The sequence below is a fragment of the Geminocystis herdmanii PCC 6308 genome (genome assembly GCF_000332235.1).
Classification (GTDB): Bacteria; Cyanobacteriota; Cyanobacteriia; order Cyanobacteriales; family Cyanobacteriaceae; genus Geminocystis; species Geminocystis herdmanii.
This window is the reverse complement of record NZ_CM001775.1, coordinates 542,576-555,837: the sequence shown is the minus strand read 5'-3', so window position 1 is coordinate 555,837 and position 13,262 is coordinate 542,576. Positions and strand designations below refer to the sequence as shown.

General features: G+C 34.9%; 12 protein-coding genes and 1 riboswitch. Of the genes, 5 read left to right on the top strand and 7 right to left on the bottom strand.

What is annotated here, in order from left to right; translation table 11 throughout:
• Nucleotides 1–172: 172 nt before the first annotated feature.
• On the bottom strand, nt 173–1,807 hold the full coding sequence (locus SYN6308_RS02730) for an ABC1 kinase family protein (protein ID WP_017292900.1): 1,635 nt from the start codon (nt 1,805–1,807) through the stop codon (nt 173–175).
• 308 nt (nt 1,808–2,115) lie between these two features.
• On the opposite strand from SYN6308_RS02730, the gene SYN6308_RS02725 reads away from it, so the two are divergent.
• The gene (locus SYN6308_RS02725) at nt 2,116–2,601 is read left to right on the top strand and encodes a hypothetical protein (RefSeq protein ID WP_017292899.1); all 486 of its coding nucleotides are present in this window, start codon (nt 2,116–2,118) and stop codon (nt 2,599–2,601) included.
• A 90-nt stretch (nt 2,602–2,691) separates the two neighbouring features.
• Here SYN6308_RS02725 and SYN6308_RS02720 read toward each other — a convergent pair whose 3' ends face one another.
• The 5 genes from SYN6308_RS02720 to SYN6308_RS21600 form a co-directional block, all read right to left on the bottom strand.
• On the bottom strand, nt 2,692–4,299 hold the full coding sequence (locus SYN6308_RS02720) for an iron uptake porin (RefSeq protein ID WP_017292898.1): 1,608 nt from the start codon (nt 4,297–4,299) through the stop codon (nt 2,692–2,694).
• Between the two features lie 126 nt (nt 4,300–4,425).
• Nucleotides 4,426–4,662 carry a DUF7219 family protein gene (locus SYN6308_RS02715; protein ID WP_017292897.1) on the bottom strand — a complete coding sequence of 79 codons (237 nt, stop codon included), beginning with the start codon at nt 4,660–4,662 and terminating at the stop codon, nt 4,426–4,428.
• A 369-nt stretch (nt 4,663–5,031) separates the two neighbouring features.
• A complete protein-coding gene (locus SYN6308_RS02710; RefSeq protein ID WP_237741249.1) occupies nt 5,032–5,823 on the bottom strand; it encodes an NAD-dependent epimerase/dehydratase family protein in 792 nt (263 codons plus the stop codon).
• The gene (locus SYN6308_RS02705; protein ID WP_017292895.1) at nt 5,792–6,736 is read right to left on the bottom strand and encodes an NAD-dependent epimerase/dehydratase family protein; all 945 of its coding nucleotides are present in this window, start codon (nt 6,734–6,736) and stop codon (nt 5,792–5,794) included. Before SYN6308_RS02705 ends, SYN6308_RS02710 begins: the two co-directional genes overlap by 32 nt.
• Before the next feature lie 118 nt (nt 6,737–6,854).
• A complete protein-coding gene (locus SYN6308_RS21600; protein ID WP_017292894.1) occupies nt 6,855–8,066 on the bottom strand; it encodes a family 10 glycosylhydrolase in 1,212 nt (403 codons plus the stop codon).
• 116 nt (nt 8,067–8,182) lie between these two features.
• On the opposite strand from SYN6308_RS21600, the gene SYN6308_RS02695 reads away from it, so the two are divergent.
• The 4 genes from SYN6308_RS02695 (at nt 8,183) to SYN6308_RS02680 (ending at nt 10,789) form a co-directional block, all read left to right on the top strand.
• Entirely contained in the window at nt 8,183–8,506 is a 324-nt protein-coding gene (locus SYN6308_RS02695) for an antibiotic biosynthesis monooxygenase family protein (protein ID WP_017292893.1), read from the top strand.
• Nucleotides 8,507–8,638: 132 nt separating this feature from the next.
• Nucleotides 8,639–8,784: riboswitch (cobalamin riboswitch) on the top strand.
• Nucleotides 8,785–8,806: 22 nt separating this feature from the next.
• Nucleotides 8,807–9,568, top strand: a complete 762-nt coding sequence (locus tag SYN6308_RS02690; RefSeq protein WP_017292892.1) for an energy-coupling factor ABC transporter permease — start codon at nt 8,807–8,809, stop codon at nt 9,566–9,568.
• An 8-nt stretch (nt 9,569–9,576) separates the two neighbouring features.
• A complete protein-coding gene (locus tag SYN6308_RS02685) occupies nt 9,577–9,882 on the top strand; it encodes an energy-coupling factor ABC transporter substrate-binding protein (protein WP_017292891.1) in 306 nt (101 codons plus the stop codon).
• Between the two features lie 157 nt (nt 9,883–10,039).
• Nucleotides 10,040–10,789, top strand: a complete 750-nt coding sequence (locus tag SYN6308_RS02680) for a HEAT repeat domain-containing protein (RefSeq protein WP_017292890.1) — start codon at nt 10,040–10,042, stop codon at nt 10,787–10,789.
• Between the two features lie 53 nt (nt 10,790–10,842).
• Here SYN6308_RS02680 and SYN6308_RS02675 read toward each other — a convergent pair whose 3' ends face one another.
• Nucleotides 10,843–13,050 (bottom strand): ATP-binding protein, encoded by a 2,208-nt coding sequence (locus SYN6308_RS02675; protein WP_237741248.1) that lies wholly within the window; start codon nt 13,048–13,050, stop codon nt 10,843–10,845.
• Nucleotides 13,051–13,262 lie beyond the last annotated feature (212 nt).

Genomic DNA, 13,262 nt, shown 5'->3' with positions numbered 1-13,262 from the left:
AATGTTTTTCTCAGGATGAGAGAAAACAGAAAGACAGAAAGACAAGGAGTTGGGGATTAGGGGATTAGGGAATTAGGGGCATTCTTAATTCTTAATTCTTAATTCTTAATTCTTAATTCTTAATTCTTAATTCTTAATTCTTAATTCTTAATTCTTAATTCTTAATTCTTAATTATTTTAGTCTGCCCGATCGAAGGATACTAATAATAAGCCATAATCCTAGTAGGGTGGCAACGGTAAAAAGCACATTACTTAATAAGATTAGTTGCCCTGTGGTTGCTCCAGTACTAATGATCGCCGCTCCCATAATTAATGAGCCGACAACGATACTAAAAGATAGTCTATTCGCTGAATCATCGACACTACGCCTTAATCCTTCTATTTCCCTAATTTGTAGTTGCCATTGGAAGGTTTCTGAACTTAGTCGATCGAGTATAGCATCTATTTGACGGGGCGATCGAAGACTAATAGATTTTAAGTCTAAAACTGTCCTAAATAGAGTTTGATAGGGAGTATCACCGATAAATTGACGGCGGAAAAGCTCGGTTATGAGGGGTTTTATTTCTTCAAGGAGGTTGATATTAGGGTTAAATTTTCGGGCGACTCCTTCAAGGTTAGCTAGGCTTTTGGCAAATAATCCCATATTACTAGGTAATCTTATTTTATTCGATCGAGCCACTTCTAAAATCTCGTAAAAAACCTCACTAAAATTGAGTTGAGAAAGACTCAGATTATAGTATTTTCTCAGCATTTTCTGATAATCATTTTCTAGCCTTGCAATATTCGTATTAATCGCATTCGTGTCAGAAAGTTCGAGGGTAAGTTGCGCGCATCTTTGAGCATCAATATCTACGATCGCCAGTAACATTTCCGTTAATAATTGTTGAGTTTTCGGGTCTAATCGTCCAATCATGCCACAATCAATTAAACCAATCTTGTTATCCTCAAGGTAAAATATATTACCCGGATGAGGATCAGCATGAAAGAAACCATCAATAAATATTTGTTGAAAAAATACCCTAAATAATAACGTACTAACTTCCTGCCTTGTTTTTGGAGTGCTAGGAATATCGGCGGAAAGAATAGGTTTACCGTCTAGCCACTCCATCAATAAAACTTTTTCGGTGGTAAATTGCCAATAAATTTTCGGGATAACCAGTTGTTGAGAGTCAAACCAAGGGCTATTAGTCAGATTTTGCCTTAATTTATCCGTAAAATTGGCTTCTTGACGAAAATCTAACTCTGCTAATACGGCTTTAGTAAAATCATCGGCAAGGTTAACCACATCATACTCACTGCCAAAATCCGTTAAGGCGATAATATCGGCAATACCTTTGATCAAAATCACGTCTTGATTGACAATTCGATCGATATTGGGGCGTTGTACTTTAATGGCGACTTCTTCCCCAGTGGTTAAAGTGGCTTTATGTATTTGCGCGATCGAACCTGCCGCTACAGGTTGCGGATCGATCGTACTAAAAATAGTTTCGATGGGACTTTCTAATTGTTCCCTCAAAGTTTGTTCAATTAAACCCCATGCCACAGGAGGCACTTGAGCTTGAAGGGCTGTTAAAGCCTCAATATATTTAGGTGGAAGTAAATCAGGACGAGTACTTAATAACTGACCAAATTTAACATAAAAAGGACCTAACTGCACTAAGATTTTACGGAAAACTTCAGGAGGCGGTAATTGAGGTTTATCAGATTTTCCCCCCGTAAGAATACCGCGCATATAATCCCAACCGTTACCTAAAACAATTTCGATAATTTCTTTTTGTCGTGAACTGGTTTTAGTCAAAGAAAACATAAAATAATTAACAATTAACAATTAACAATGAGCAATGAACAATGTTACCCTCCTTGAAAAATTCAGAGTTCAATTTATTGAACGTTATTCTATTAGACGTGTAATTTATTACACGTTGGGCGATTGATTCTCCTCATTCCTCATTCCTAATATACAGTTATAAAAGTTAATATTTAACAATACCTCGATCGACCAATGAAATTACCATCGAAACCGAACATGAATTATCTCGTAAATTTGGGCGTAAAGCTAAAACCCTTGCGGGCGATCGACGAGACAAAGAATTTGAACTTCGTTTCGTAAGAGAAATGGCGACAGAAATTAATCAATATTTTCTTGATCACTTAGAAGACTCCCGAATTATTTTTGGAGGCAACTTAATACAAGCTGTTAACGTTAAAAATGCCCTTAATCCTGCCGTAAGAAATTTAGTGGTGGATATTGAAGCCATGGACTTCAAACTTCCCGATAACGAAATTGCTGAAATTATCCGCTCGATCGCCTATGCTTATGAGCAAGATCATGATGTTTTGGTAGTAGAAAACTTACTTTATCGATTCAATACTAACGGTACAGCCGTTATTGAAAAACAAGGAGTAGAACAAGCCTTAAATGAAGGTAGAGTGAAAACATTAGTTCTCCCTTATCCTATGGATACAGAAGAATTTGATTCCCTCATTGTGGAAGTTGTTTTATCGGGAGCGCAAATTGAATTTGTTTATGGAGAAGGTGCGAAAAAATTAAATCAGTATGGTGGTATTAGTGCTGAATTATACTATGGTCGTTTCACATAACGAAAAAGAAACCCCTTCAAAAAAGGGGTAACTTGTTTTCATCAACATCAGCTGATCAAGGTTTTAAACCTCGATCGTTAAAATATTAAGTTAGAATTGGAAAACAGTACGAAGTACGCCGACTACCGCAGTGTCATTATTGCCTGTTTGGTTAGGATTAAAGATAGCATAAACACCGGGAGTAATAGAAATATTGTCAGTTACAGGGTATTTATAGTTACCTTCCACAATCCAAGAGGAAGCAGTACCAAAGGCTCTTCCAGTAATTTGATCTAAATCTTCTACAAGAGGTAACATTCCGCCACCGACATTTAATACTGCGCCCTCTTTCATTAAGTCAAGTACGGAGAGATTAACAGCAAAAGTCCATAAATCTGCGTTACCACCACCTCGATTGGGATTGTTGATGTCACTGTAACCACCCCAACCAGAAACATTGAATTTTTCAGCTAAACGCCATGTGCCTTGAATACCAACGTTATGACTTTCGACTCTCAAGCCTCCTAAGTCACGACTATTACTTAATCCACCTAGGGGAGTTAAACCACCACCGATGTTGGTAGCGTTGTCGTAAGAGAACATATAACCGACACCGAAGCCAAGATTCTTGTTAGGGTTAATGCCTAATTGAAGTCCTGCACTGTAAACCCCATTGAATAAACCATTACTTCTTGTAGGATCAGCCGCACTATTACCACTACCTGCTAAGTAAGATGCAGTAACATCAAAAGTGTTGTTAAACTTGTATTGAAAAGCGAGTCCAGCTTCTCCAACGTTGCGATAAAGAACAGGGTTGTAACGTAAAGCACGGGATAAAGCACCACTACCACCGCTTTCGGTATAAGGAGAGTAGGATTTGTAAATATCATCAACAGCCATCATACTACCTACCCAAAACTTGAAATTATCTCCTAAAGGTGCAGTATAGAAAACTTTATCAACTTCAACATCGTTACCCGCACCAGTAAATTGTTCAAAGCTGAGTCTGCCTTGAGTACTAGAGATATTATTGCCAGTTTGAGTTCTAATACGGGGAACATTTCCTGCCGCTAAACGAACTCTTAATCTATCTTTTCCACTGAAAGAACTATCTAAACTTAAACGAACACGATCGCTCAGGGTTACTTGATTATTTCCATCATCATTAGGACCAAAACCCGTTAAAGCAAAGATGACTTCTCCTCTTAATTTGGTGGTAGTGGAGAATTGGTGATCTTCTAGGAAAGCAACTCTACCTTCTAAGTTATCAACTCTTGCACCTAAGGCGGCTAATTCGCTCTCAAATTCAGCCATTAAGCGTTTTAGCTTTTCAATGTCTTCTTTTAAAACTGCTTCACTGGCGGCAATTAAACGCTCCATTTGTTGCATACAAGCGTTTAAACCTGCGGCGAATTCGTAACGACTTAAAGCACGATTTCCTCTGAAGGTTCGATCGGGATAACCGACGATACAACCATAACGCTCTACTAAACTTCTTAATGCTTCAAAAGCCCAATCGGTAGGGGAAACATCTCTTAATTGAGAAACGGAGGTTACTTGCCCCATGGGTTGGGTTTGGTTATATTCAGAAATTTGCTCTAAAGTAGTGTTAGCAATTTCGTTTGCATTGGCTTTTTGTACAGCAACACCGTTAGCAACCATTGTTAAAGCGATTACGGCTGGAGTTGCGATCGAATATTTTTTTACGGATTTAAACATATTTTTCAAAGTTTCTCACACCTGAATATTGGTCATAAATAATTATTAGCATATGAGGTGAGAGTTTGACAAGTAAAGATTTATTTTAAATAACAATTATGGAATTAATTTGATGTACTTTTTACATTAACAGTCCTTTCTATCCATGATGTCTAATTCTTGCCATAACTGATCCATTTTTTCACACACCTGAGATGTTGATAATTTACCGTTGGTATGTAGAGCAGTAATATAATTAATTTGAGAGGTGAATATCTGTAATTTTTGATTGGGAATTAAGCCTTTGGTATAGTCTTTACCGTGATAAGGTGAAATTGGACAAAGAAAATTCTCTTTGATTTCCTGAACAACTGCGTTAACCATTGTTTCCCCCCACTATTACTATAATTTGTGACTGAAACTTTATCTTAACCTATTCTTAACCTAATTTGTTGAATGATAAAATTTTCCTGACTTACAAACTTTGACAATTAACATTTTCTCTGATATTCCCTAACTCCCCATCTCCCCATATCTTACCTGAGTTCGATATAAAAATAGGTGAGGGCTGACTTGGAAGACAGGAAGACAGGAAGACAGGAAGACAGGAAGATTGTATTTCTGATGAATGAATAAAATTTTCTCAAAAGTACATCAAATATTGAGAATTTTTCTCCCTGTCCACTTGTCCACTTGTCCACCTGTCTAGTTTTCATCATTTTCTTTATGTCGAACTGAGGTATATCTTATCTTTCACTTTAGGAATTTCATAACGGTGTCACGGGTGGAAGGAATATTGACAATAGATTGAATTTTCTCGATCGAAACCTCATAACACACAGGAGAAATATCCAAATTCACGGTAATCTTACTTTGAGTTCGATCGATCACGTCTTGTAATTTTACTAAACCATTACCACAAAGATTAAAAATTTCTTGGGTGTAACCTTGAGAGATAATTTCCATCACTGTTTTTGTGGCTATATCGGTATGGATATATTGCAATTCGCTTTCAGGATGTAACCAAAGTCGATCGCCGTAAAGAATATCAAAAATGGCATTTTTCTTTAATCCAGCCCCCACAAAACCCCCCATGCGGAAGATTAACCAATCATCGTGACAGTGACGCACACATTGTTCAGCTAAATACTTATGAAAACCATAAGGACTTTGTTGGGTAATGTCAATCACCGTGTCTTCTTTCGTTAATTCAGGAGTTGAACAATCAGGGTAAACATCACAAGATGACAAGAATATATACTTTTTACTAGGGAAATCTACGATCGATCGTCGCACAGAACGGACAGATTCGTCAAACTCTAGTAAGGGGTTATCTTTAGCTAAAAATTTTTTCGAGTTACCATTGGCGTTGATTAATAAATCACATTTTGTGCCAATATGTTGGTTATAGTTCGATCGATTTATGACTAAATAATCAAAGTTATTTTGTTGACAAAAACGAACATAAGCCGAACCAACAAAACCTTCTCCTCCGATAATAATAATTTTCAGATTAGAGTCTAATACCATCGGTTTTATTTGCATAATTTTTACTTAACCAAGTGAAAGTTTTTTCTAAACCATTTTTTATATTTGTATCGCAAGATAACCCCAAAGAATTGAGTTTTTTAACATCAAAAATTTTCACCATTTGCCCATCAGGCTTCGTGACATCCCAAGTAAGTTTTCCTTCAAAACCAGTGGTTTCTTTGACTAATTCCGCCAATTCTTTAATAGGGGTAGTTGTACCCGAAGAAATATTTATCGGCTCACTAGAGTCATAATTCTCAATAAAATAAGGCAGAACTTTTGCCACATCTTCCGCATAAACAAAATCCCGTTGAGGTTTGCCACTTCCCCACATAGCAACTTCTTCTAATTGATTCAATTTAGCTTCATAGAAACGCCGAATTAAAGCAGGTACAACATGGGATTCATTATTGCGAAAATTATCGTATTCTCCATACAAATTACCGGGAATTAACACCACAGAATTTAAACCATATTGAGTGCGATAGGATTGGGAAGCGACAATGCCCATTTTTTTCGCACTAGAATAACCTGCGCTTTCGGGTTGAGGATAACCTTGCCACATCTGAGATTCATCGATAGGAGAATTAGCAGTGGCAGGATAACTACATCCTCCCATGGTGTAAATCATTTTTTTGACGTTATACTTAGCCGCCTGTTCAAATACTAAAGCGGTTAAAAGGGTGTTACGATAATAAAAATCCGCAGGATAGGCACGATTTGCCCCAATTCCTCCCGAATAAGCGGCTAAATGTATTAGTATCTCAGGATGTAAATCTTCAAACATTTTCACTACTTCTACAGGATTCATCAAGTCGTAATTTTGAGAAGATAAACCGATGATTTTCGCTTGAGGATATTGTATTTTTAGTTGGGGTAATAAATGTCTGCCTAAAAAGCCCGTTGCACCTGTGACAACAATGTTCATATTTGGGTTATTTTGTGATATTGACAAATCTGATCAAGTCTAATATAAATCAACAATGAACAATTAACAATCAGTAAGGCTTATTTATAAACGGCTAAAGCCATTACTACAAACTTGATTATAAATATTCTCTCCATTTTACGGCAAGATTTTGAGGATTTCCTGCTAAAGAAAAAAGCAATACTCCTTCAACTTTATCATTATTAATTACTTCTTTTAAACGGGTTAATTGTTTATCTGTAATAGCGATGCCGTTATACTTTTTGGCATAGGCTAATTCTTCCCTAAAATTATCATCATTATAGGCTTGAATAAAGACTCGATCGACTCCCCAAGCATCAAAATCGGCGGCAAATTCCTTTTTCGCCCAATAGGGATTATGATGACAAATGTCAAAACTCACATTAGGATTAGCTTGTTTAATAGATGTGATCATTCTTTGGACAAAATTAGTTAACATAGGAGTCCGATTTTCTTCCGAAGGCAGACTGCTATGATACCCTAAATAATCATCCCATTGCACTGCATCAATGTTGCGGTATTTCTGCACAAATTCCGTTGTCATGTCAATAAAAAGATTGGCAACTTCTGGATTACCCACATCTAAAATATAATGATCAATACCATCATAGGTTCGATCGATCCCTTCGACAATCCAATTTTTTGATTGTGCTAACTTGAAAATAGGACTATTTTGATCAATTTTAATACCCTTTTCAAAATAAGCATGAACTTCCATACCTTGTTTATGGGCTTCATCAATTAACCAATGTAACCATTTTTCTTGAAATAAATTTGGGCAACGCTGTAAACCAACTTTTTTTTGCATTACTTGACTATCGTACATAGTACAGCCATTACCAGCGACACCATGAATTATAGTATTAATCCCTTGAGAGCGATAATGACGAACTTTTTTACGAATGGTATCTTCTGAGGCATTGTTAGTAATATCATATCGACTCATATATATTCCGATAATTTGATTCGTTTCCATTAACTCCGCAGGTGCGACACTAATTATTGTTTCTTCTTTCAACTCAGGGGGAGGAGGAGGATTATCTGTGGGAATAGGGTATTTATCTTCTAATAAGACAATGGTGGGGGGAGTTTGTTGGCGAAAGATAGGCAAATCCATATCCTCGATAATTTCCCAATAAGAGGAGAATTTTTGTTGATATTCTTGGGCAACTTCTGTTTGGGAGATGTGGGTGATTCCACTTTCTACGCCTTCAGAAACTTTTTTTTGTACCCAAGGTAACTGAAAACTCTTGCCTATTAACCAGAATATGCCAACCCAAAATGTCAATTTTACTAATCCTTTAATCATCACAGACTCTCTCTTTTGAAGGATTTACTTATTAATGTTTCTTAATTATTGTTTCTTTTTACGATCGAAAAACCTATCATTATCAATATAAGTTAATTTTATCTCACCATTATATTATGCAGGAATTTAGTGATTTTTTACGTCACAACTATGCCTATGTTGCGATCGCCACTTTTAAAGCTGGGAAATTTCCCGAAGCACAAAGATTATTTGAAGAAGCTGTAAAAACTTATAGCAAAGGTTTTAAGGGGGCTTATTTATTACAAAAACCCAACACTGATGAAGGAATAGCAGTGATATTGTGGGAAAAATTGGAGGATATGGAAGAAAATCAAAACGAAACCCATGAAAAGATTTTTGCGGAAATGAAACATCTATTTGCTTCTCCCCCCGAAACTAATTTTTATGAATTATCCACAGAAATAAAACCACAAAATTAGTTAACTAATAGACATCGACTTTCCATAGAGACGTAAAATTTTACGTCTCTAAAAAATGATAATATTTAAACGATCGACAAAATCAAAAATAGTTTTAATATTCATTGTTCACTATTCCCTTAAATATGATATAGTCATAATTTCAGTATCGGTTCTTACGGGAAACAGTCGTAAGAGAAAACAGGGAAAGAGTAGTGAAAATCTATCACTGTCCCGCAACTGTAATTGGAAAGTTTTTTTTCATAAGTCAGAATACCTGTCCATACAAAATTAAAAAAGTATTAATCTGCGAGGTACAGTATGAATACACGGTTAAAAAAGCGAATCTGCTTAGGATTAATAGCAGGTTTAAGTAGCTTTATCATTATTTTTTCCCCGACTCCAGCCCATGCGATGCACATTGCGGAGGGTTTTTTGCCTGTAAAATGGGCTCTTTTTTGGTGGGTTGTTACCCTACCTTTTTTAATCTTGGGGTTCAAATCTCTTTCTCGTATTACTAAAGATAATCCCGAATTGAAACTACTATTAGCTTTATCAGGCGCATTTGGTTTCGTCTTATCGGCTTTGAAAATCCCCTCCGTGACGGGAAGTTGCTCTCATCCTACTGGTACAGGATTAGGCGCTATTTTATTTGGTCCTTCGGTGATGGCTGTGTTAGGTAGTTTGGTATTACTATTTCAAGCAGTACTATTAGCTCATGGTGGTTTAACGACTTTGGGCGCTAATATCTTTTCCATGGCGATCGTAGGTTCTTGGGTTGCATTTATAGTGTATAAATTTTGCGTGAAGATTGGCAAACAAAAATTAGGTATCTTCTTGGGTGCATCTCTAGGAAATTTAGCTACTTATCTTGTGACTTCTATTCAACTTTCGATCGTATTCCCATCAGCTGATGGTGGTGTTATGGCTTCATTTCTAAAATTTGCCAGTATTTTTGCCATTACTCAAATTCCCCTTGCCATCACTGAAGGTTTCTTAACCGTCTTAGTTTGGAATTGGTTGCAATCTTATGCAGTAAATGAGTTACAAATGTTAAAACTATTAAAACCCCAAGAAGGATAATTTTAATTATGACAAGTAAAGAAATAACCGCATCTACTAAAAAAGAGAAACAAGGAAATTGGTGGCTAATTTTATTCGTAACTATGCTCACAGTTTTACCCTTAATCTTTGTTAAAGGCGATTTTGAGGGTGCAGATGGACAAGCAGAGGAATTAATTACAGAAATACAACCTAATTACGAGCCTTGGTTTGAACCTTTTTTTGAACCTGCTAGTGGTGAAATTGAAAGCCTTTTGTTCGCAACTCAAGCGGCACTTGGTGCTGGTGTCATCGGTTATGTTATCGGAATCTATAAAGGAAGGAAGAATCCATAAAGGTATTTAGAGGGCTTACCCACCAACTCTACCTGAGTGAATCATAAAAATAGAGAAATGACTTGGAAGACAGGAAGCATTAGGAATTATACTTAGCAAACGATGTGAATAAATTTCTCATTCCTAATTGTTCAATGTTCATGTATCATTATTTTATATGAATGATCCAAGTTTAAGTCAAACCGCCATTGATTTTGATTCTTCCCTTGATCCTTTAGATCTGATTGAGGAGGAGACCACTCCTGCTCCTGATCCTGAAGTAATGTTAAAGTTGCTTCAAAGTGAGAACAAACAGGAACTAATTGAAGCTCTACAGGCTTTTTGTGAAATTACTGATGCCCGTGCTATCCCGATTCTAATTGAGCAATTGTCAAATCATTGCCCTTTAATTAGGGTAAGTGCCGCCTATGGTTTGGGACGTAATACTAGCCCTAGTGCCGTTGAACCTTTAATTCATACTCTCAATAATGATTTTAATGGTTATGTGCGTAAAGGTGTTGTATGGTCTTTGGGTAATAGTGCCGATCGACGTGCCTTTCAACCTCTACTCAAAGCTCTGAAAAATGAGATAGGTGCAGTTCGTTTGTGGGCTGTAAGCAGTATTGCAAATATAGCTAAATTAAATTATGAAGATACTATTACCGCTATTCCCCTTGTCATCCGAGCTTTAAGAAAAGATAAAATTGCCGCAGTTCGTAGTAACTCCGCCTGGACGATCGGCAAATTGTGCCGAGAATTACCATACAATGTTGTTTATGCTACTGCCATTGATGCCCTGATTGAAGCCTTAGTAGAAGATGAGGACTTAGGAGTCAAAGAAGATGCTAAAATGGCGTTACTAAAATTAGGTGATCCTCGTGGTTTACAGATGATTGAAGAATTAGAATTTGAGGGCTTTATTTATTAGAGTTGTGTAGCTAAAAAAATATAATCATTAATACTTAAGAATTGACGATACTCCTAAGTATTGATGATTTTAGCTATTTTTCGCAGTAAAATTTTTGGTTGTAATGGTGTTAATAAATATTCGTCCACTCCAAAATTAGATAAATTTTCCCATTCGCTACCACTTATTTCATCTTTGATTACCATTAGATATAAATTATCTTTACTTTCAGATTTCATCGTTTTACAAATATCTAAAGATGCCTCTTTATTTTGCTCTAAAATTACGATCGAAGGGTTAATTAATCGAATACGATGAATAGCCTCATAAACATCTACTAACCAAATAATTTGATAATCAGCCGCCGTTAATAATTGACATAAAAAAGTTCCTATTTCATCATCTTCGCAGATAATAACAATAGTTTTGTTAATCTTTAAACCAGAAACTTCTTTAATTTCTTCTTCATTAATCTTAGATTTTATACTAAAAGTAGGAGACGAATTTGGTAAAGAAACCGTAAAAATTGAACCCTTATCAATAATAGACTTTACCTCAATAATTCCTCCATGTAATTCTACTAAATGTTTCGTTAAAGCTAATCCTAATCCCGTACCTGAATGAGTGCGAGTACGATAATTTTCTAGTTGTTGAAACTTAGTAAATAATAAGGGTATTTGTTCTTTATTAATACCGATACCAGTATCTTCTATTTGAAAGATAGCTTGAGTTTTATTTCGTCTCATTGTAATGGTAACTTCTCCTCCAAAGGGAGTAAATTTGATGGCATTATCGACTAAATTTAAAAGTATTTGGTATAGCCTTTCTCCATCGCAATAAAATAAATCTAAATCTTTAGTTATATGATAATCTAATTTAATTTTAATTCCTTGATTTTGAGAAATTTCTAAGGCGGATAAATATACCATTTTGCTTAAATTTTCTAAAGATATATCTTCCATATATAAGAGAGATTTTCCCGCTTCAATATCAGCAAAATCTAAGATATTATTGATTAATTGTAATAAATTTCTACCACTATCTTGAATAATTTTTAAGTATCTTATTTGTTGTTCTAATGATAGATTATTTTTGACATCTTTTGACCAATGTAACAAAGTACCAGATAATCCAATAACACAAGTTAAAGGAGTTCTTAATTCATGACTAATACTGCCTAAAAATTCTGTTTTTGATTGGTTAGCAATTTGGGCGACAAGTAAAGCATCTTGCAATTGTTTTGCTTTTTTAGCTACTTGTTTTTCTAGTAATTTTTTTTGTTCTTCTAGGGTATGATAAGAGTTATATTGATAAATAGCAACGGCTAAATATTCTGTAATACTTTTTAAGAAATTAATTTCATTACTTTTCCATTTTCTCACACTAAAACATTGATGGGCAATTAATATTCCCCATAATTTATTTTTAACAATAATGGGCATGGCAATTTTTGCTTTCACCCCTAATTTTCGCATTGATTCTTTTAAACAAGGATTCAGATTACTATAATTAACGTCTTCTATCGCTAAATAAAAACCCTCAAGATATTTTTTCTCTGAATCTTTGATATTATTAAAGCAACTTTCTTCTTGAAAATTTAAGACGGAAGGAATCACACTAGAGGCTTTAGCTTCATAGGTGACGGTATCAATATAGGTTATTTCTTCCGATGATTTGTCTTTTATTGGTACTCTTAATTGATAGATTAAAAGTCGATCGATTTGCAATAATGATTGTACCTGTTCGATCGTCATTTTTACAATCACTAACAAATCTAAATCTTGTTGAATTTGTTGGGTTACTTGATGTAAAATTCTTTCTTGCTCAATGCGATTTCTTAAAATAACTTCAATAGCTTGATGTTGAGAATAATCATTCAAATAATTATCTTGAAACATCAACGGTTCAGTTAATATTTTCATCAAAGTAAAGATAAAATGTTGATCAGGATTATCTTTATTGGTGGAGTAAGATAAAATTGAGTTAATTTGAGTAAGATTTTCTGAATCAATTCTAGGGTTAATAAGTTCTATAAAATCTACAATTTCTTGACAGTCAAAAGTAATAGTAATTTGATAGTATAAATCGTTGATTTTTTTTTCAACTAATAATAATGCTTGGATATTATCCGCTAAAAATAATTGAAAACTATGAAAAGACTGTTTTTCTTGACTGAGATTCTCTATTTCTAAGTTAATTAAATTATCTTCACTAAGATATATTCCCTCAACACGATTATTAATTGCTAATTCTTGCCAAAGACTGACAATTTTAGTAAACATTTGATGAGGAATAATTCTACTAACCAGAGATAGACTAGGGATAAACATTAATTAAGATTTTCTACCGTGACACCTATTACTATGATGTCCTTTTTTTGATGATTTTTGTCAAATTATAAGGTTTTCTAAAGAATGTCAATTTTTCCAAATTATGTAACAACCCATATTATTACATTTTATAGACCTCTCCAATTAAATTATCATTAAACTTT